Source organism: Rhizobium laguerreae (assembly GCF_019778565.1).
GTDB lineage: Bacteria > Pseudomonadota > Alphaproteobacteria > Rhizobiales > Rhizobiaceae > Rhizobium > Rhizobium laguerreae.
On record NZ_JAAXQT010000002.1, the window covers coordinates 476439 to 496906 of the forward strand.

The 20468-nt window shown below is 62.2% G+C and carries 19 protein-coding genes; 8 read left to right on the plus strand and 11 right to left on the minus strand.

The features are described 5' to 3' along the window. Positions 1-424 precede the first annotated feature (424 nt). Together groL and groES are read right to left on the minus strand one after the other, a co-directional pair. Entirely contained in the window at positions 425-2068 is a 1644-nt protein-coding gene (gene groL, locus HFO71_RS09185) for a chaperonin GroEL (RefSeq protein ID WP_003545786.1), read from the minus strand. 72 nt (positions 2069-2140) lie between these two features. Continuing rightward, positions 2141-2437 carry a co-chaperone GroES gene (groES, locus tag HFO71_RS09190; RefSeq protein ID WP_003545797.1) on the minus strand — a complete coding sequence of 99 codons (297 nt, stop codon included), beginning with the start codon at positions 2435-2437 and terminating at the stop codon, positions 2141-2143. A gap of 387 nt (positions 2438-2824) precedes the next feature. Here groES and HFO71_RS09195 point away from each other — a divergent pair, with 387 nt between their 5' ends. Continuing rightward, positions 2825-3673 (plus strand): TIGR01459 family HAD-type hydrolase, encoded by an 849-nt coding sequence (locus HFO71_RS09195; protein WP_077976626.1) that lies wholly within the window; start codon positions 2825-2827, stop codon positions 3671-3673. A gap of 31 nt (positions 3674-3704) precedes the next feature. Beyond that, entirely contained in the window at positions 3705-4697 is a 993-nt protein-coding gene (locus HFO71_RS09200; RefSeq protein ID WP_132613409.1) for a bifunctional riboflavin kinase/FAD synthetase, read from the plus strand. Here the strand turns inward: HFO71_RS09200 and HFO71_RS09205 are convergent. The 4 genes from HFO71_RS09205 to HFO71_RS09220 all read right to left on the minus strand — a co-directional run bounded on the left by HFO71_RS09205 (position 4686) and on the right by HFO71_RS09220 (position 6581). Next, on the minus strand, positions 4686-5120 hold the full coding sequence (locus tag HFO71_RS09205; RefSeq protein WP_168286915.1) for an RES family NAD+ phosphorylase: 435 nt from the start codon (positions 5118-5120) through the stop codon (positions 4686-4688). The genes HFO71_RS09200 and HFO71_RS09205 overlap by 12 nt on opposite strands. Before the next feature lie 126 nt (positions 5121-5246). Then, positions 5247-5657, minus strand: a complete 411-nt coding sequence (locus HFO71_RS09210) for an antitoxin Xre/MbcA/ParS toxin-binding domain-containing protein (protein ID WP_168286914.1) — start codon at positions 5655-5657, stop codon at positions 5247-5249. A 211-nt stretch (positions 5658-5868) separates the two neighbouring features. Then, positions 5869-6327 (minus strand): type II toxin-antitoxin system VapC family toxin, encoded by a 459-nt coding sequence (locus HFO71_RS09215; RefSeq protein ID WP_221987914.1) that lies wholly within the window; start codon positions 6325-6327, stop codon positions 5869-5871. Further along, entirely contained in the window at positions 6324-6581 is a 258-nt protein-coding gene (locus HFO71_RS09220) for a type II toxin-antitoxin system Phd/YefM family antitoxin (RefSeq protein ID WP_168286912.1), read from the minus strand. Before HFO71_RS09220 ends, HFO71_RS09215 begins: the two co-directional genes overlap by 4 nt. Before the next feature lie 352 nt (positions 6582-6933). Between HFO71_RS09220 and ileS the strand changes: the two genes are divergently transcribed. Next, entirely contained in the window at positions 6934-9825 is a 2892-nt protein-coding gene (gene ileS, locus HFO71_RS09225; protein ID WP_221950697.1) for an isoleucine--tRNA ligase, read from the plus strand. Between the two features lie 133 nt (positions 9826-9958). Then, the gene (locus tag HFO71_RS09230; protein WP_131642854.1) at positions 9959-10588 is read left to right on the plus strand and encodes a hypothetical protein; all 630 of its coding nucleotides are present in this window, start codon (positions 9959-9961) and stop codon (positions 10586-10588) included. A gap of 52 nt (positions 10589-10640) precedes the next feature. On the opposite strand, the gene HFO71_RS09235 is transcribed toward HFO71_RS09230, so the two are convergent. After that, entirely contained in the window at positions 10641-11078 is a 438-nt protein-coding gene (locus HFO71_RS09235) for a nucleoside deaminase (protein WP_032995618.1), read from the minus strand. Positions 11079-11168: 90 nt separating this feature from the next. Here HFO71_RS09235 and HFO71_RS09240 point away from each other — a divergent pair, with 90 nt between their 5' ends. The 3 genes from HFO71_RS09240 to HFO71_RS09250 are packed head-to-tail and all read left to right on the plus strand — an operon-like array spanning position 11169 to position 14709. After that, on the plus strand, positions 11169-13274 hold the full coding sequence (locus HFO71_RS09240) for a pseudouridine synthase (RefSeq protein WP_221987915.1): 2106 nt from the start codon (positions 11169-11171) through the stop codon (positions 13272-13274). Further along, positions 13255-13815, plus strand: coding sequence for a 16S rRNA (guanine(966)-N(2))-methyltransferase RsmD (gene rsmD, locus HFO71_RS09245; RefSeq protein ID WP_011650636.1), 561 nt, complete (start codon positions 13255-13257; stop codon positions 13813-13815). Before HFO71_RS09240 ends, rsmD begins: the two co-directional genes overlap by 20 nt. 12 nt (positions 13816-13827) lie before the next feature. Then, complete coding sequence (locus HFO71_RS09250) at positions 13828-14709, plus strand: patatin-like phospholipase family protein (protein ID WP_003556842.1); 882 nt, start codon at positions 13828-13830, stop codon at positions 14707-14709. Between the two features lie 13 nt (positions 14710-14722). Here the strand turns inward: HFO71_RS09250 and HFO71_RS09255 are convergent, their stop codons facing one another. The 4 genes from HFO71_RS09255 to HFO71_RS09270 all read right to left on the minus strand — a co-directional run bounded on the left by HFO71_RS09255 (position 14723) and on the right by HFO71_RS09270 (position 18979). Beyond that, complete coding sequence (locus tag HFO71_RS09255; RefSeq protein WP_131642856.1) at positions 14723-15175, minus strand: copper uptake system-associated protein; 453 nt, start codon at positions 15173-15175, stop codon at positions 14723-14725. Between the two features lie 30 nt (positions 15176-15205). Then, entirely contained in the window at positions 15206-16579 is a 1374-nt protein-coding gene (locus HFO71_RS09260; RefSeq protein WP_206990117.1) for a PepSY-associated TM helix domain-containing protein, read from the minus strand. Between the two features lie 89 nt (positions 16580-16668). After that, the gene (locus tag HFO71_RS09265) at positions 16669-17073 is read right to left on the minus strand and encodes a hypothetical protein (RefSeq protein WP_077976701.1); all 405 of its coding nucleotides are present in this window, start codon (positions 17071-17073) and stop codon (positions 16669-16671) included. A gap of 91 nt (positions 17074-17164) precedes the next feature. Further along, on the minus strand, positions 17165-18979 hold the full coding sequence (locus HFO71_RS09270; protein ID WP_077976619.1) for a monovalent cation:proton antiporter-2 (CPA2) family protein: 1815 nt from the start codon (positions 18977-18979) through the stop codon (positions 17165-17167). 119 nt (positions 18980-19098) lie between these two features. On the opposite strand from HFO71_RS09270, the gene HFO71_RS09275 reads away from it, so the two are divergent. After that, a complete protein-coding gene (locus tag HFO71_RS09275) occupies positions 19099-20445 on the plus strand; it encodes a TldD/PmbA family protein (protein ID WP_221987916.1) in 1347 nt (448 codons plus the stop codon). Positions 20446-20468: the final 23 nt, after the last annotated feature.

A 20468-nucleotide genomic window follows, 5' to 3' on the forward strand; every position in this document is an offset into this window, starting at 1 on the left:
GGCGCGCATTAATTCAGCGCGGATTTATAGAAGCTTTTGGACAAACGGCAACGGCTTTTTAAGGGGTCTTCGGATCGGCCTCTTTTCTTAGGATGTCTGCATCTTCGGCCTATTTCGCGAGAATTGGCATGGGAGGATCAGCTTTGAAAGCTTTGCAAACGTTTTCACTCCACGTCAGGCCGGAAATACTGCAGCAGCACTGCGATCTCTCGCATGTCGGCAGGCTGATAAATACGCAGGCAGCGCAAGTTTGGCGCAAGCTTCGTGCCCGGGGCCTGCAAGAGAGAACTGCGCAGGCGTTCGTCGGCTATGCAAATCACTGTGCCGCGCGTCGAATCGCTTTGGGCAAAAGAAAAGGGCGACCCGAGGGGCCGCCCTTCCTGTTCCGGATGCCGGAATGGTGGTCAGTGATGGCTTTCGCCTATCACATCATGTCCATTCCGCCCATTCCGCCCATGCCGCCCGGCATGCCGCCGCCAGCCGATTCTTTCTTCGGCAGTTCGGCGATCATGGCTTCGGTGGTGATCAGCAGCGATGCGACAGAAGCAGCGTTCTGCAGCGCCGTGCGAACGACCTTGAGCGGGTCGACGATACCCATGGCGATCATGTCGCCATATTCGGACGTCTGGGCGTTGTAGCCGAAGTTGTCTTCGTTCTTGTCGAGGACCTTGCCGACAACGATCGAGGCTTCGTCGCCTGCGTTTTCAGCGATCTGACGAACGAGCGACTGCAGGGCACGGCGAACGATGTTGATGCCGGCTTCCTGGTCGTCGTTTGCACCCTTGACGGTGATCTTCGTGGAGGAGCGGAGCAGAGCGATACCGCCGCCGGGGACGATGCCTTCCTGAACGGCAGCACGGGTCGCGTTGAGCGCGTCGTCGATGCGGTCCTTCTTTTCCTTCACTTCGACTTCCGTCGAGCCGCCGACGCGGATGACGGCAACGCCGCCAGCGAGCTTGGCAAGACGTTCCTGCAGCTTCTCGCGGTCGTAGTCGGAGGTGGTTTCTTCGATCTGGGCCTTGATCTGGGCTACACGGCCTTCGATGTCGGTCTTGGCGCCCGAACCATCGACGATCGTGGTGTTTTCCTTGGAGATCGAAACCTTCTTGGCGCGGCCGAGCATGTCGAGCGTGACGGATTCGAGCTTGATGCCGAGGTCTTCGGAGATGACAGTGCCGCCCGTCAGGATGGCGATGTCTTCGAGCATGGCCTTGCGGCGGTCGCCGAAGCCAGGCGCCTTGACGGCAGCAATCTTCAGGCCGCCGCGCAGCTTGTTGACGACGAGCGTTGCAAGGGCTTCGCCTTCGACGTCTTCAGCGACGATGAGGAGCGGCTTGCCGGTCTGAACGACGGCTTCGAGAACCGGGAGCATCGACTGCAGGTTCGAGAGCTTCTTCTCGTGAAGGAGAATGAAGACGTCTTCGAGGTCGGCGATCATCTTTTCCGGGTTGGTCACGAAGTAGGGGCTGAGGTAGCCACGGTCGAACTGCATGCCTTCGACGACTTCGAGTTCGGTTTCGGCGGTCTTGGCTTCTTCAACCGTGATGACGCCTTCGTTGCCGACCTTCTGCATGGCTTCAGCAATGTCGAGACCGACCTGCTTGTCGCCATTTGCGGAGATCGTGCCGACCTGTGCAACTTCTTCCGAAGTCGAGATCTTCTTGGCCTTGGCCTGGAGATCCTTCACGACGTCGGCGACAGCAAGGTCGATGCCGCGCTTCAGGTCCATCGGGTTCATGCCGGCTGCAACGGCCTTGTTGCCTTCGCGAACGATCGCCTGGGCAAGAACGGTAGCCGTCGTGGTGCCGTCGCCGGCGATGTCGTTGGTCTTCGAAGCAACTTCGCGGACCATCTGGGCGCCCATGTTTTCGAACTTGTCTTCGAGTTCGATTTCCTTGGCGACGGAAACGCCGTCCTTGGTGATGCGCGGCGCGCCGAAGGACTTGTCGATGATGACGTTACGGCCCTTCGGGCCGAGCGTGACCTTCACTGCATCGGCGAGAATGTCGACGCCGCGCAGCATCTTTTCGCGCGCGGTGCGGCCAAACTTGATTTCTTTAGATGCCATATTCTTAACTCCTGAATTCGAGTTGTTCGGGCAAAATGCCCGTCAGCCATTTCGGGAAAGCAGGTCGGCCGATCAGCCGATGATGCCCATGATGTCGGCTTCCTTCATGATCAGAAGGTCTTCGCCGTCGATCTTGACTTCGGTGCCGGACCACTTGCCGAACAGGATGCGGTCGCCAGCCTTGACGTCGAGTGCGACGACCTTGCCGGACTCATCGCGCGCGCCGGAGCCGACGGCGACGATTTCGCCTTCCTGCGGCTTTTCCTTGGCGGTATCGGGAATGATGATGCCGCCCTTGGTCTTGGCTTCGGACTCAACGCGGCGAACAACGACGCGGTCGTGAAGGGGGCGGAAGTTGGTGCTTGCCATTGTCTAATCCCTCGATCGAATGACATTCGCGGACCGGAGTGGCCCACATGGATAGATGTTAGCACTCCCTTGCGGCGAGTGCTAGCAACGAGCATTTAGGGATGGCTCCGAGAGGAGTCAATGAGACCAATCACGAATTTTTGTGCCGGAATTGTGAAGAGGCCGGAGAATAGTCGGAGATTGCGGCCGAAACCCGGGCGCAGCCGAACTCGTCCGCACTCGGCGATCTACCGCTTCGCGATAATCGTCGTCAAAACCCATTGCCCTTCCGCTCTGCCGGACCGCCGTTCGAGCTCTTCGCATTGGCCCGGCAGCGAAGAAAATGCCTTGCCATCGCCTTGCGCCTTTGCAATGTCACCGGTGACTGAAGCAAATCGGGAAATCGGAATGGCCAAGCGGATAGAAAACTTCTCGGAGATATCAGGTCACTACGATGTGGTGCTCTGCGATGTCTGGGGCGTCGTTCACAACGGCGTCGATCCGTTCCCGAAGGCGGCCGCAGCCCTTGAAGCGGCACGTGAAAGCGGCCTTGCCGTCGTCCTCATCACCAATTCGCCGCGCCTTTCCTGGCAGGTGGTCGAGCAGCTGCGCCAGATCGGCGTTCCCGACAGCGCCTATGACAGGATCGTCACCTCTGGCGACGTCACGCGCGGTTTGATCGCCGAAGGGCCGAACACCGTCTTTCTGCTCGGCCCGGAGCGCGACAAGGCGCTTCTCGAAGGCATTGGCGTCGAGCGCCGGCCGGCGGGCGAAGCGCAATCGCTGGTCTGCACCGGCTTTTTCGACGACGAGACGGAGAAGCCGGAGGATTACACCGATATGCTTCTCGATTTCAAAGCCCGCGACGTGCCGATGATCTGCGCCAATCCCGACCTCGTTGTCGAGCGCGGCCATCGCATCATCCCCTGCGCCGGCGCCATGGCCGCCTATTACGAGCAGCTCGGCGGAAAAACCCGCATCGCCGGCAAGCCGCATCGGCCGATCTACGAGGCGACGCTAGCGGCTGCCCGCGAGCTTCGCGGTGATTTCCCGGTCGACCGCGTGCTGGCGATCGGCGACGGCATGCCGACCGATGTGCGGGGCGCCTTGAATTACGGCCTCGACCTCCTCTACATCAGCGGTGGTATCCACGCTAAGGAATATACTCTCAACGGCGAGACCGACGAGGCGATCCTCAACGCCTATCTTGAACGGGAAAACGCCGCGCCGAAGTGGTGGATGCCCCGCCTTGCATGAAGACATGTCTTGCATGAAGAGAAGCCAGCCGATGACCGTCTTCCACCGCAATGAAACCCGGGAACCCTTGCCCGCCCATCTGAAGGGCGGCGTCATTGCCATCGGCAATTTCGATGGCGTGCACCGCGGCCATCAATCGGTGCTGAGCCGGGCGCTGGAGATCTCCAAGGCGCGCGGTATCCCCGCTTTGGTGCTGACCTTCGAGCCGCATCCGCGCACGGTCTTCCGGCCGCAGGCGCCGGTCTTCCGCCTGACGCCGGCGCCGCTGAAGGCCCGCATTCTGGAAATGCTGGGTTTCAGCGCCGTCATCGAATATCCCTTCGATTACGAATTCTCGCAGCGCTCGGCCGATGATTTCATCCATTCGATCCTGAAGGGTTGGCTCGGCGCTTCCGAAGTCGTCACCGGCTTCGATTTCCATTTTGGCCGCGGCCGCGAGGGCGGTCCGGCCTTCCTGATGAATGCCGGCCAGACCTACGGCTTCGGCGTCACCCTGATCGATGCCTTTCGCGACGAAAACGCCGATGTCGTCTCTTCGAGCCATATCCGCGCGCTGCTGAAGGAGGGCAATGTCAGCGAAGTCGCCGGCATGCTCGGTTACCGCTATACGGTGGAAGCTGAGGTGATCGATGGCGAAAAACTCGGCCGGCAGCTGGGTTTCCCGACAGCCAACATGCGCCTGCCGCCGGAGGTCGATCTTGCCGCCGGCATCTACGCCGTCCGCTTCCGCCGCCAGGACGGCGCGCTCCACGATGCCGTCGCAAGCTATGGCCGCCGCCCGACGGTGACGGAAAACGGCGCACCGCTGCTCGAAACCTATCTTTTCGATTTCAGCGGCGATCTCTATGGCCAGCTCTGCTCCGTCTCCTTCTTCGGTTATCTCCGCCCTGAGCTGAAATTCGACGGCCTCGACCCGCTCGTCGCCCAGATCAAGCGCGATGAGGAAGAGGCGAGGGCGCTGCTTGCGGGTGTTAAGCCGCTCGGCGCTCTTGATCGGAGACTATGCTTTTCCTCAGCGCAATAGCCGGCTGTCGAAAGGATAGCGGATCGTTTTTTCGATTGTCAGACGCGACGCGTCTGGATGACGCGGATTGATAAGAATGTTCGCGGCCTCTGGCATGATTGCCGATGGGACGCGCAGGAGACAGAAATCATTGTCTTCCAGTAATTTGCTGCCACGGTCGCGCGTCCGGCTGGTCTGGTTGATCGCAGCAGGATCGATCCCGATATCGAAGGCTTCGATATTGTCCGGGCAATGGATTTTCAGGAGCTGAAAATCTCTCGGAATTTGATTCAGATCGACCTGTACCAGAATTTCGAGGAGCGCAGTCGACGGGTGATCACAGCAATAGACGACGGGAGTTCCCTGATGATGCCATCGTCCCGGTGCAAGCAGCCCGCCGCGTCCGGAAAGATCGGCATAATTCGAGATTCGCCATAAGATCATCGCTTAAAGCAATTCCAGGAAAAGTGCGAAGCGGTTTTCCCAGGCAAAGCGCGAAACGCTTGCCGGGAATTGCGTAAAAACAGAAGGTTAGAGCAGTTCTGCGTTTCCATGAAAAGTTGAACCGCTCTAGACGTAAATCCCGTGGTCGATCTGGTGCAGGGCTTGCTCGACAAGGCGGGCGCCGGTTTCCGATTCCAGCAGATCGATGGGCGTGATGCCGTCCATTCCGCGATTGGGCTTGCGCAGCCAATCGAACGCAACGGCTCTGTCGCCGAAAATGCGCTTAGCCATCTCCGCAATCCGCACGATACGCAATGCGCCGTCGTTTTCCTCGACCGTCAGCGGCTCGCCGTTCGCATTGCGTCTCGCCAGAGTTCGGCGCGGTGCGACGAAACGATATATTTCCTCCACGGAAAAGCCGAGCTCTGTCAATTTCAATGCCATCGCTCCGTCATAAACCTGGACGGAGCCGTGCGAAGCGATCTCGAGGCGCTCGCGTATGGTCATCGATTCGGAGGTCTGAAGAGAACTGAGCATTGAATGACCTTTCTGCCATTTGCCCCAATATATATGCGCATTTGGCGCGACCTTCAATTGCTTCGGTTGGGGTGAGCCAGTCTCGACGGGCTCGTCGCCTAGATCAAGCGCGATGAGGAGGAGGCGACGGCGCGCTGCTTGCGGGCGTTGCGGCGATCAGCGCTCTTGACGGGAGATTGTGCTTCCCTGAGTAGCTTCGAATGCGGGCGGGTCATCTCCGGCTCAGCGGAAACTGACCGGGATCGTTCGTCCATGGATCGAAGATCGCCGCGCCGGAGAAGCGTGTATCCCTGACGTTTCGCGTCACCAGATAGAGATTGTGCTCGATTGCGGCGGCAGCGAGCAACGTGTCGACAACCGACGGCGCATGCCCGGTCTTGAGTTTCACCCGCCCCGAAATGATGCCCCAGTGTCTGACGGCTGCGTCGCTCAGCGAAAGAACGCGTTGCGAAAACCTTTCCTCCAGCGCATCGCGGGAGGCGGCATAACGATAGCGGTTTTGATCGTCCTCCGGCAGGTTTTCGATGCCTTTGTCGTATTCCGCCAGTGTGAGGATGCTGATGAACATCTTCTTCTCGTCTTGAGCCGCAGCCCAGGATTTGACGAAGGGTGCGCCGTTCGGATTGATCAGCGCGGCAATGACGTTGGTATCGAGCAGCCAGCCGATCACAGCTCGGCATCCCGCCCGTAATCCGCCTCAAGATCGAGTTCCTTGAGATCGAGGCTTTCCATGAAATCGACGAAAGGCTTCTTCGGTTCGACTTTGGTCAGTTGGTCGAACTCTTCGGCGCTGATGACGACGACGCTGTCCCGGCCGCGAACGGTAACGCGCTGCGGTCCTTCGCTGTGTGCGCGGCGGACCACCTCGCTGAAGCGCGCTTTCGCGTCCTCGAGCTTCCAGCTTTGCTTGGTAATCTTTTTCATGCCTCTGGCTCTCGATCTAATCTGGTCAGATAGTCAGATATATACTGCAAGCCGCACAGAGTTTCCAGCCTTAGGCTTTCCGGAACGATGCGGCTACCGGCGATTCCAGCCGTTGAAGCCGATTGCCGACCGCGAATTCTTCTCTTCCTTTTCCCGGCAAAAACGCCTATGAACCGGCGCGATGAAGAAATATCGGCTGGCAATGATGATGCGAATTATCGGCCCGGCTTTCCGCGCGCGCTAAGCGGCCGGAAGGTCCGGGTTTTTGGCGCTTGGATACGAGCGCTTCCGTCACCAGCTATTTCACGCCCGTTGCGCCCCTTCCTGGGCCGCCAGAAAACGATTGTCAGACATGACCGACACAGCCGAAAAGATCGACTATTCGAAGACCCTCTATTTGCCCGAGACCGATTTCCCTATGCGCGCCGGCCTGCCGCAGAAGGAACCGGAACTCGTCAAGCGCTGGCAGGAGATGGGTCTCTACAAGAAACTGCGCGCTTCCGCCGCCGGCCGCGAGAAATTCGTCCTCCACGACGGTCCGCCCTATGCCAACGGCAACATCCATATCGGCCACGCGCTGAACAAGATCCTCAAGGACGTCATCAACCGTTCGTTCCAGATGCGCGGCTACGACGCCAATTACGTGCCCGGCTGGGATTGCCACGGCCTGCCGATCGAATGGAAGATCGAAGAAAAATACCGCGAGAAGGGCAAGAACAAGGATGAGGTCCCGGTCAACGAATTCCGCCGGGAATGCCGTGAATTCGCCGCCGGCTGGATCAAGGTCCAGGCGGAAGAGTTCAAGCGCCTCGGCATCGAGGGCGACTTCGACAATCCCTATACGACGATGAATTTTCACGCGGAATCGCGCATCGCCGGTGAACTCTTGAAGATCGCTGCGAGCGGCCAGCTTTATCGCGGCTCCAAGCCGATCATGTGGTCGGTCGTCGAGCGCACGGCGCTGGCCGAGGCCGAGGTCGAATACCAGGATTATGAGAGCGACACGATCTGGGTGAAATTCCCGGTCGTCGAAGGTCCGGTCGCGCTCAAGGATGCGTTCGTGGTCATCTGGACGACCACGCCCTGGACGATCCCCGGCAACCGCGCGGTCTCCTTTTCGCCGCGCATCTCCTGCGGCCTCTATGAAGTGACGGCCGCCGAGAACGATTTTGGTCCGCGTCCCGGCGAAAAGCTGATCTTTGCCGATAAGCTGGCCGAGGAATCCTTCGCCAAGGCCAAGCTTCAGTACAAGCGCTTGAGCGATGTCTCTGCGGCCGACTTCGCAGCGATGACCTGCGCGCATCCCTTCAAGGGTCTCGACGGCGGTTATGAATTCCGCGTGCCGATGCTGGATGGCGACCACGTCACCGATGATGCGGGCACCGGTTTCGTCCACACCGCGCCGAGCCACGGTCGCGAAGACTTCGACGCCTGGATGTCGGCTGCCCGCACGCTTGAGGCCCGCGGCATCGACACCAAAATCCCGTTCCCGGTCGACGACGGTGGCTTCTATACCGCCGACGCCCCCGGCTTCGAGGGCGCCCGCGTCATCGACGACAACGGCAAGAAGGGCGATGCCAACGACCGTGTCATCAGGGAACTGATCGCCCGCGGCGCGCTCTTTGCCCGCGGCCGTCTCAAGCACCAGTATCCGCATTCCTGGCGCTCGAAGAAGCCGGTCATCTTCCGCAACACGCCGCAATGGTTCGTCTATATGGACAAGACCCTTGCCGACGGCACGACGTTGCGTTCGCGCGCGCTCAGTGCGATCGATGATACCCGCTTCGTGCCCGCCGCCGGCCAGAACCGCCTGCGCGCCATGATCGAGGGTCGTCCGGACTGGGTGCTCTCGCGTCAGCGAGCCTGGGGCGTGCCGATCGCCGTCTTTGCCAACGATGAGGGCGAGGTCCTGGTCGACGAAGCCGTCAACGGCCGCATCCTCGAAGCCTTCGAACATGAGGGCGCCGACGCCTGGTTTGCCGAAGGCGCCAAGGAGCGCTTCCTCGGCAATGACCACGACCATTCCCGCTGGACCCAGGTCATGGATATCCTCGACGTCTGGTTCGACTCTGGCTCGACGCACACCTTCACGCTCGAAGACCGCCCGGACCTGAAGTGGCCGGCCGACCTTTATCTCGAAGGTTCCGACCAGCATCGCGGCTGGTTCCATTCGTCGCTGCTGGAATCGGCGGCCACCCGCGGCCGCGCGCCCTACAACGCCGTCCTCACCCATGGTTTCACCATGGACGAGAAGGGCGAGAAGATGTCGAAGTCGAAGGGCAACGTCACAGCACCTCAGGAAGTGATGAAGGATGCCGGCGCCGATATCCTGCGCCTCTGGGTGATGACCTCGGATTATGCCGACGACCTGCGCGTCGGCAAGACGATCATCCAGACCAATGTCGATGCCTATCGCAAGCTGCGCAACACCATCCGCTGGATGCTCGGCACGCTTGCCCACGACAAAGGCGAGGAGATCGCGTTTGCCGACCTGCCGGAGTTGGAGCAGTTGATGCTGCACCGGATGGCCGAACTCGACGAGCTGGTGCGCGAGAACTACGACGCCTTCGACTTCAAGAAGATCGCCCGCGCGCTGATCGATTTCGCCAATGTCGAGCTGTCGGCCTTCTATTTCGATGTCCGCAAGGATGCGCTCTATTGCGACGCGCCGTCGAGTCTGCGCCGGCGCGCCAGCCTACACGTCATCCGCCAGATCTTCGATTGCATGGTGACGTGGCTTGCCCCGATGCTGCCCTTCACCACCGAGGAGGCCTGGCTGTCGCGCAATCCGTCCGCCGTTTCCGTGCATCTGGAGCAGTTTGCCCCGGTCGCAAAAGAATGGCGCAACGATGCGCTGGCCGAGAAGTGGAAGAAGATCCGTACAGTGCGTTCGGTTGTGACCGGCGCCCTGGAAATCGAGCGCAAGGACAAGCGCATCGGCTCCTCGCTGGAGGCGGCTCCTGTCGTTCATATCGCCGATCCGGAACTGCTGAAGGCGCTGGAGGGCCAGGACTTCACCGAGGTCTGCATCACGTCGGCAATCGAGATCAAGGCCGGTGAAGGACCGATGGATGCCTTCCGCCTGGCGGAGGTCCCGGAGGTCAGCGTCGTGCCGAAGCTGGCAGAGGGCGAGAAATGCGCCCGCTCCTGGCGCATCACCAGGGATGTCGGCTCCGATCCGGAATATCCTGATGTTTCGGCCCGCGATGCCGCCGCCCTTCGCGAGCTTGCGGCGCTTAAGTGAAGAATATTGCCGGATGAATTGCGTTTTCGCGGTTCATCCGGTAAAAGCTGCCTGAAAATGGCCGGATTTTTGCGTCAGGGGGACGGTTGTCCGGTTGGGCGACGATTGCACCGGCAGGGCTGGAAGGGTTTTCATGTTAGCAACGCATTGGTTCCGTATGGGCGCCTGCCTGTCTGTTGTAGTGGCGGGATGTTCCCTGGTGTCCGGTTGCGCCAGCAGCCCGACCTACGGCACCGACAAGACCGCCATGGAACAGTTGACCGACGATCTCGGCCAGTCCGTGTCGTTGACCGGTCCGGACCCGAAGAACAAGGGCGTCAAGTACACGCCGCGCCCGACGCTGGTGCTGCCGGCCCAGGCGCAGAAGGAGACCCTGGTTGCGCCGCAGCCGACCGTCGCCAACAAGGACAATCCGCAATGGCTTGAATCGCCGGAGGAGACGCGTGCTCGTCTCGTTTCGGAAGCCGACGCGAATTCGGACAATCCGAATTACCGCTCGCCGCTCGCAAGCTCTGCGATCGAAGGCGGCCGGCGCACGACGGAAGCCCAGACCAAGGCCTACCGTGAAGCCCGTGCCCTGCAGAAGGGCTCCTATGTCGACCAGCGCCGCTATATCTCGGATCCGCCGCCCGGCTACCGCACCGTCGACGATCCGGCAAAGCTCGATGATGTCGGCGAGCCCGAACTCAAGAAGCAGAAAAAGCGCAAGAAGGAAGCAGCTGTCGCCAACACCGGCAAGCAGTGGTGGAACTTCCTGCAATAGTAGCGCTTTCCGCGCGCCGGCAAAATGATGGCGCCGCGCCCAGGCGCCGGGATTACGGCGCCTCTCTCCTTTGCGAAAAGAACCTTCGCAGCATATCGGCCGATTGGACCTCGTTGAAACCGGAATAGACCTCCGGGGCGTGGTGGCAGGTCGGTTGCGCATAGAATCTCACGCCATTGTCGACGGCGCCGCCCTTTGGGTCCTCGGCGCCATAATAGAGCCTGCGGATACGCGCAAACGAGATGGCTGCCGCGCACATGGTGCAAGGCTCGAGCGTCACGTAGAGATCGGCACCGGCAAGACGTTCCTGTCCGAGCGCTTCGCAGGCGAGCCGGATCGCGGCGATTTCGGCATGCGCGGTCACGTCTTTGAGCTCGCGCGTGCGGTTTCCCGAGCGTGAAACGGCAATATCGTCGACAACGACGACGGCGCCGATCGGCACCTCGCCGCGTTCTCCGGCGGCACGCGCTTCTTCGAGCGCCATCTCCATGAAACGATTTGTCTTCACGATCGCAAGAATTTCCACTTAACCGCAGATGCGTGACCTGATAGACAGGCCCAAAAGGCAGGCAAACAACAAATGACACCCAAAGACAAGCCAAAACGCCCGGGCGCAAAGCCCTTTTCACGGGGCACCGGGCAGAAGCCGGGCGATGCGAAGCCGGCAAAGGCTGCAGCCGCGCGTCCGATCGCCGCCGAAACCGAAGGCGAGGCCAAGGCCGAACGCATTTCCAAGGTGATGGCGCGCGCCGGCGTCGCCTCCCGCCGCGACATCGAACGCATGATCATGGAAGGCCGTGTGACGCTGAACGGCAGGGTTCTCGAAACCCCCGTCGTCAACGTCACGCTCGCCGACCGCATCGAGGTCGACGGCGTGCCGATCCGCGGCATCGAACGCACCAGGCTGTGGCTTTATCATAAGCCGACCGGTCTGGTGACCACCAATGCCGATCCGGAAGGCCGGCCGACTGTCTTCGACAACCTGCCGGAAGAACTGCCGCGCGTCATGTCGATCGGCCGCCTCGACATCAACACCGAAGGCCTGCTGCTCTTGACCAATGACGGCGGTCTCGCCCGCGCACTCGAGCTGCCGGCGACCGGCTGGCTGCGGCGCTACCGCGTCCGCGCCCATGGCGAAATCGATCAGGACGCGCTCGACAAGCTGAAGGACGGCATCGCCGTCGACGGCGTGCTCTATGGCTCGATCGAGGCGACGCTCGACCGCACGCAAGGCTCGAACGTCTGGATCACCATGGGTCTTCGCGAAGGCAAGAACCGCGAAATCAAGAACGTGCTCGGCGCGCTCGGCCTCGACGTCAATCGCCTGATCCGCATTTCCTATGGCCCGTTCCAGCTCGGCGACCTGCCGGAAGGCCATGTCGTCGAAGTGCGCGGCCGCACGCTGCGCGACCAGCTCGGCCCGCGCCTCATCGAGGAAGCCAAGGCGAATTTCGACGCGCCGATCTACAATGCGGCGGCGGTCGCTGCCGAGGAAGAGGCAGAACCCGCAGCACCTGAAAAGCGCGAGCGTCCGCGCCGTGACGAGGACAAGCGCGAACGGGCGTTGAGCCGCCTCGACACCAAGCGCGACGATCGCCACGGTGGGGCGCGCAGAGATGATGATCGCCGTGACGGCGGCCGCAGGGACGACGAGAAGCCGAAGCGTCCCCAGCCGCTCGGCCAGCGCCGCAGCGCCAATGTCTGGATGGCGCCGGGCGCCCGGCCGCTCGGCGAAAAGGCTGCGGCGAAAGCTGCCAAGAATGCGCAGACCGCACGCAAGCGCGGCGAGCAGTCGCCGGCAAAAGGCCCTGGTTTCGATCGCATCGAAGATCGCCCGCGCACCCAGGTGAACCGCGTGCGCGAAGAGGATGGCGAGTGGATCCGCTCGAGCGAAGAGCCCCGCAAGGATGAGGGCGAGGGCTTCGGCCGCAAGCGCGGCTTTGGTGATCGCCCCGCCCGCGAAGACCGCGGTTCTGGCGACCGCCCGGCGCGCGGCGAACGGCCGTTCAGTGATCGTCCCTCGCGTGGGGATCGGCCCTTCGGCGACAAGCCGCGCGGTGATCGCAAGCCGCGTACGGACGGTGACGAGCGTCCTCGGGCTGCGAGAAGCTCTGCCGGCGAGGGCCGTTCGGAGCGTCCGCGCGGCGACCGGCCGTTCGGTGATCGCCCCCCGCGCGGGGATCGTCCCTTCGGTGACAAGCCGCGTGGTGATCGCAAGCCACGTACGGACGGTGACGAGCGTCCTCGGGCTGCGAGAAGCTCTGCCGGCGAGGGCCGTTCGGAGCGTCCGCGCGGCGACCGTCCGTTCGGTGATCGTCCTTCACGTGGAGACCGGCCCTTCGGCGACAAGCCGCGTGGTGATCGCAGGCCGCGCGAGGACGGTGACGAACGTCCACGGGCAGCCAGAAGCTTTGCCGGCGAGGGCCGCTCCGAGCGTCCGCGCGGCGAAAGATCGTTCGGCGACAAGCCTTCCGGTGGCAAGCCTTCTGGTGACAGGCCGCGTGGCAAGGGCTTTGCGGCCAAGCCCGGTGGGGCCAAGCCTGGTGGGGCCAAGAGTTTTTCCGGCAAGCCGAAAGGCGCCAAGCCGGGCGGTGACAGGCCGGGCGGCGACAAGCCTGCGGGCGGGCCGTCCAGAGGTGGTGCTAAAGGAAGAGGAATGACGCGCGGTGCGGATCGTCGGCGGTGAGTTTCGCGGACGGCCTCTCGCCGTGCCAAAATCCAACGAGATCCGGCCGACTGCCGACCGGACGCGCGAGAGCCTGTTCAATATATTGAGCCATGCCTATCCGGAATGCGTCGATGGCACCCGGATTCTCGACCTCTTTGCCGGCACCGGCGCCGTCGGGCTCGAAGCGGTTTCACGCGGCTGTCGCCATGCGCTCTTCGTCGAAAACAGCGTCGAGGGCAGGGCGCTGCTCTGGGAGAACATCGATGCGCTCGGCCTGCATGGCCGCACGCGCATCCTGCGCCGGGATGCGACCGATCTCGGCAGCGTCGGCAATCTCGACCCCTTCGACGTGCTCTTTGCCGACCCGCCCTATGGCAAGGGTCTCGGTGAGAAGGCGATGGCGGCGGCGGCCGAGGGCGGCTGGCTGCGGCCAGGCGCAATCGCGGTGCTCGAAGAACGCGCCGATATTGTCGTTTCCGTGCACCCTTCCTATGTTTTCCTCGAAAGCCGCATCTTCGGCGATACGAGGGTGCATTTCTTCCGATATCAGCCGCAATAAGCGGGGGCGGGCGTGCAGCAGGCAGAGATCATCAGCCCGAAATTGCCTGCGATCAGCGATGTGCCGACGGTCGCCGTCGCTTTTGGCGGCGGCGGTGCGCGCGGACTTGCCCATATCCATGTCATCGAGACGCTCGATGAACTCGGCATCCGCCCGGTGGCGGTATCAGGCTCGTCGATCGGTGCGATCATGGCAGCCGGCATGGCGGCTGGCATGTCCGGCGCCGAAATCCGCGAACATGCGCTGACGACCGTCGGCAACAAGACGGCGGTCGTTGCCCGCATCTGGGGCCTGAGGCCGGCGACGGTGCGCGATGCGGTGGCCAAGGGTATCCGCATCGGCCAGTTCAATCTGGAGCGGATCCTGAAAGCCTTCCTGCCGTCCGAGCTGCCGGCCCGCTTCGAGGATCTGCTGGTCCCGATGAAGGTGATCACCACGGACTATTACGGGCAGTGCGAAGTCATCATCGAGCAGGGCGAACTGTTTCCCGCACTCGCCGCCTCTTCCGCCATCCCCGCCGTCTTCATGCCGGTGCGCCTGCGCGATCGCGTGATGATCGACGGCGGCATCAGCAATCCGGTGCCCTATGAATGCCTGATGGATCTTGCCGACATCGTCGTCGGTATCGATGTCGTCGGAGCGCCGGAAGGTGACGGCACCCATATTCCGAACCGTATGGAGAGCATTTTCGGTTCCGGTCAGCTGATGATGCAGACGGCGATCTCGCTGAAGCTGAAGCTTCGCCCGCCGCATATCTTCCTGCGCCCGACGGTCGGCCGCACCGGCGTCATGGATTTCCTCAAGGCCCGCGAAGTCCTCGCTATGTCCGTCGGCGTCAAGGACGACCTGAAATTCGCCCTTGACCGGGAAATTGAGGCTCGGCTGAAGCGCTAGCTGTTTCTTTGCTTCATTGGGCATGGCCCTCATGGCCGGCATGACCCGCGCCGTTTGAAGCCTCGTTCATCATCACCGTGCCCTCGAAGCTTGAGAAGAGCGCAAGCGCGGAAGAATCGAGGCCGGTCTCGGCATGCTTCAGTTTCGCAGCTAGCCCGGCGGCGTCACCTGCGGAGAGCCCGATCGTCTCCAGTGTCGCGGCATCCTTCAGGCTGTCGCCGCTGCAGAGATAGATGCTCCAGCCGTGATGCGTCTTCTTCATCAGGGCCCGTCCGCCGCGTCCGTCCTGCCTCCAGCCGACGATCGCCCAGTCGGCCTGAACTACGACCGGCGCGATATCGAGCGGCTTGTCTGGCCTTTCGAACATCACCTTCAGCCTTGCCGGGATCGCCTGTTGCGGATCGTCGGTCGCAGATGCCATGGATGCAAGCAGGACGCCTGCAACGATCGCGATGATCTTCTTCATCTGATGGCCTCCCTCAGGTGATGGCCTCCCTCAGGCGAGAACGCGTTTCAGCAACGGTACGAACCGCACGACGATCTGGTCGAAGGCGATCATGGCGAGAATCGCGAGCCCGCTCATCGGGAAGGTGACCGCGAAGATCCCGACAATCACCCACAGGCCGTAATAGATCGAAGGCTTTGGCGGCATGGGTGGCACGCCGAGGCGGCCGATCGGGCGCCGTTTCCACCACATGACGACGGCGGTCACGCAGCTGAGCACAATTGCGAGGCATGTTGCGAGCATCAGCAGCTGGTTGAAACGCCCCCATTCCTGTCCTTGGTGGACATTGATGCCCCACTCGATCGCTTTGCCGAGGAATGGATATTGATCGAAGCCGATATCGATCAGTGGTTTGCCGGAGTATTGATCGATATGGAGGGTGCGTTCGTCGGCAAGGGCGTCCGGAAAGAGAGAGGCGGTATAAACGCCCGTCTCGTCGGAGGGGATCGCCACGTCGAAGCCCGACGCCATGCCCAGCCTCCTGGCGATCTCCACGGCTTTGTCAAGGCCGATTGGCCTGGCTGATTGCGCTGCGGCGATATCGGAAAGCGGAACGGGCGCCTTCTCGACGATCCAGCCGCTGTTCGCAAGGATATCCTCGGTGACTTTTCGCGACTTCGGCACATCGTCCCAGAGCTGCACCGGATAGCCGAGGCCGTGTTCGGTCAGCCAGGCATTGGCGTTCGCCCCCCAATAGCCCGACCATGGCATGCCTGACATCGCGAGGAAGAAGATCAGGACACCGGCGAAGGCGCCAGTCACGGCATGCAGGTCGCGCCAGAAAACGCGGCGGCCGGGCGTCCCCCGTACGCTGACAACGCCGCCCGTCTGGCGTCGCGGCCACCAGAGATAGATGCCGGTGACGACGAGTACCATGGCAAAGCCGCCGGCAATTTCGATCAGCCGGTTCGTTATGCTGCCGAAATAGGCGAGGCTGTGGATGCGCTTGACGACATAATTGAACTCGTCGGTCGATCCGACCACATCGAGCACCTTGCCGTCATAGGGGTTGACGAAGACCAGCATCGAGCCGGCATCGCTGGAGAGGGTGACGATGGCCGATCGCTCGGGCAGGACCGGGTCTTTGTAGGATGTTGCGGTTGAGCCCGGCACGGCGGAGGCGGCGATCTCTGCGATCCGCTCCGGCGACAGCGCTTTGCCGATAGGCTGGACACTGTAGCGGTAGCCGAAGAAGGTGCTGTTGATCTCGTCCTTGAAAAGATAGAGCGATCCGGTAACGGCCAGATTGAGCAGGAAGGGTATGACGAGAAGCCCGGCAAAGAAATGCCAGCGCCAGATGGCACGGTAGAGCGAAACGCCGTTTGCGACGTCCTCTGCCGGTTCGGCAGCAGTAATGGTCGACATGAGAATGAATCCGTATCCACGACCGACAGCACGCTTGCAGGTCGGCCGGCGTTGAAAGGCGCGTCACGGCGCCTGCCGCAACGCGAAGTTCAGGCAGGGATCGGATCGGAAGGAGGAGCCCGGGGACCGGTATTGGGCGGGAAAAGCTGGCGATGGAAGGCCTCGGTCCGGATCGGCAGTTCAACCGCAGGCGCAAAGGGTATGACAGCACCGGCGATGTCCGCCGCCGGCAGGAGGATGGCGGCGCTGATCCGGCAGGCTTCGCAACCATGCGAATGCGCCTTGTCGTGTTGGTCCTGACCGGATTTGTCCGTTGTGGTGACGCAAAGCGTCGGCAGCGTCCCGTCCGGAAGCACATATTGAGCGAGTTCGGCCGGATCGAATTCGCCAGCCGCTGCGGCAGGCAGCTGATGGGCGAAGCCGACGAACACCAATGCGACCGCGCAGAGGATGCGCAGCGCCCATTGTTCGATCTGTGTCGCCCGTTTGATCAAGTTTCCCTCTTGGATCGCTCCGATCGCGCGTTTGATAAACGCCGCCCCCTTGATATTCAATGCGTCAATTTCGCAAGCCGGTCAGGGGCGATCAGGCATCCGCCGTCGCATCCGCGGTTCCGGCCAGCGGATCGTCCTCGAAGGGATCGGCAGCGCGCTTCGGCTTGACCAGCGGTTCGGGGCGGACAGGGTGGGAAAACAGCATGTCGCGCCCGGCCTGCAGCCCTTCGGACACCTGCAGCACCAGGCGCGCCTCGTCGCGCTTGCGGATATCCTCGCCGATTTCGTAAGCGTCGACCTCGGAAACGCCGAGCGCCTCCAGCGTTCGCCGTCCGAAGAGCAGGCCCGATTCCAGCGTTTCGCGCAGCTCGTAGTCGACGCCCTTGTTGCGCAGCTCGATCGAATGGACGCGGTCGTAGGAACGCACGTAGAGCCTTGTGTGCGGATAGTCGGCCTGCACCAGTTCCACCACCTTGTCGGTGATTTCCTTCTTCTGCGTGCAGACCAGCACGATCTTCGCCCTGTCGATGCCGGCCGAGCGCAGCACATCCTTGCGGGCGCCGTCGCCGAAATAGATACGGAAGCCGAAGGAGGAAGCCTGGCGGATGCGGTCGGCCGAAAAATCGATGACGGTGACGCTGCGCCCGCCGGCAAGCAGGATCTGGGCGGCGATCTGGCCGAAACGCGAAAAGCCGACCATCAGCACGTCGGCGCCGGCTCCTTCGAAATCCTCGTCCAGCTCCTCCTGCTTATCGCCGTTGAGCAGCCGCTTCGAAAGGGCCGACCCGATCGGCGTCAGCGCCATGGACAGCGTGACGATCGCGACCAGCAGCGAGGCTGTGCTCGTCGACATCAGCCCGGCCGCCCCCGCGGTGGTGAACAGCACGAAGCCGAATTCACCGCCCTGCGGCAGCAGGAAGGCGATGCGGATCGCATCGTTGTGCGGAGAGCCGGAGATCCGGCAGAGCCCATAGATGACGATCGCCTTGACGGCCATGACGATCGGCACGGCGACGATGACGAAGAGCGCATTGTCGGCAAGAACGTCGAGCTCCAGCGACAGGCCGACGGCGATGAAGAAGATAGCGAGCAGCACGCCGCGGAAGGGCTCGATATCAGCCTCCAGCTCGTGCCGGTAGGAGGATTCGGCAAGCATCACGCCGGATAGGAAGGCGCCCATCGCCATCGAAAGCCCGGCCAACTGCATCAGGATCGCCGACCCCATGACGACGAAGAGGGCAGCCGCGATCATTGCTTCGCGCGCGCCGGTCCGGGCGATAATCTGGAAGAGTGGCGTCAGCAGGTAGCGTCCCATGACGATCATCGCCGCAACCGCGCCGATGGCGATGGCGAAATCCAACAGCGGCGCGTTGCTGCCCTTGTCGCCGCCGTCGAGGATGGTGATCAGCGCCAGCAGCGGCACGATCGCCAGGTCCTGGAACAGCAGCATCGAAAAGGAGCGCTGCCCGTATCGCGTATTGACGTCTCCGTCGCCCTCGAGGATCTGCATGGCGAAGGCGGTCGAAGATAGCGCCAGGCCAAATCCGGCAACGATGCTGCCGCGCCAGTCGAGAGCCTCGGAAAACCAGGCAAGCGCGGTCAGCGCCAGGCCCGTCAGCACCACCTGCGCCGTGCCGAGGCCGAAGATGTCGCGCCGCATCTGCCAGAGGCGGGTGGGTTTCAACTCCAGTCCGATGATGAACAGCAGGAAGACGACGCCGAGTTCGGCGACGGCGAGGATCTGTTCGCCATCGGTGATGCCGTGGAAGACTGGGCCGATGACGATGCCGGCAGCAAGATAGCCGAGCACCGTGCCGAGCCCGAGTTTCTTGAAGATCGGAGCGGCGACCACCGCCCCGCCAAGCAGCAGGATCGTTTCGGAAAAAAAGGCATTGGACGCTGACATGCTGACAATTTCTTTCGACGGCGGGGAGCAAGCAGGCAGCCCCGATAAAGAATCGGTGACGGCGGCCTTGATGCTTGGGAGAGTGCACAATAAATGGAAGCCGAAGGAAAGGCCAAATCATGTCCTCTGAAATTGATTCCTCGACACTTCTTTCCCGCGCAAGTCAATTGATCGATCTGGCAAGGAAGGCAGGGGCCGATGCCGCCGATGCCGTCGTCGTCCGGTCGCGCTCGCAATCGGTCAGCGTCCGCCTCGGCAAGGTCGAGGGAACGGAATCCTCCGAAAACGACGATTTTTCCCTGCGCGTCTTCATCGGCCAGCGTGTCGCCAGCGTTTCAGCCAATCCGGGCTTCGATCTTCAGGCGCTGGCCGAACGCGCCGTCGCGATGGCCAAGGTTTCCCCGGAAGACCCCTTCGCCTGCCTGGCGGATGAGGCGAGCCTTTCGAGAGCCTATCCCGACCTGCAATTGCTCGATACCACCGAGGTCTCCTCCGAGATGCTGCGCGAGGCCGCTCTTGCCGCAGAAGCTGCCGCGCTTGCGGTCAAGGGTGTCACCAATTCCTCCGGCGCCGGCGCCTCCGCCGGCATGGGCGGCCTCGTTCTTGCCACCTCGCACGGTTTCGAAGGCAGTTACATGGCCTCGCGTTTCGGCCATTCCGTCAGCGTCATATCAGGCGAAGGCACAGGCATGGAGCGCGACTATGATTTCGACAGCCGCCTCTATTATACCGAGCTCGACGATCCCGCTGAAATCGGCCGTCGCGCAGGCGAACGGGTGATCAAGCGCGTCAATCCGCGCCAGGTACCGACCGGCAAGGACGTCACGGTCATTTTCGACCCGCGTGTCGCCCGTGGCTTCGTCGGCCATATCGCCGGTGCGATCAATGGTGCTGCCGTCGCTCGCAAGTCCAGCTTCCTGCGTGACAAGATGGGCCAGCAGATCCTGAAGTCAGGCCTGTCGATCACCGATGATCCGCTGATCGTACGCGGCCCTTCCTCGCGGCCCTTCGATGGCGAAGGCGTCTCCGGCGAGCGGCTGGTGATGATCGAGGATGGTATTTTGAAGCACTGGTTCCTCTCGACCTCGACGGCGCGCGAGCTCGGCCTCGAAACCAACGGCCGCGGCGTGCGCGGCGGCACCGCCGTCTCGCCTTCCTCCACCAACCTTGCCCTGGAACCCGGCGATATCTCGCCGGAGGATTTGATCCGCAGCGTCGGCAACGGTTTTTATGTCACCGAATTGATCGGCCACGGCGTCAACATGATCACCGGCGAATACAGCCGCGGCGCCACCGGCTTCTGGATCGAGAATGGTGAACTCACCTTCCCGGTCTCCGAGGTGACGATCGCCTCGAACCTCAAGGAGATGTTCATGCGCCTGACGCCGGCAAACGACATCGACCGCAAGTTCGGCGTCGCGGCCCCGACCTTCGCCATCGAAGGCATGACGCTCGCAGGGCGCTAGAGCATGATGCTGAAAAGTGTGAG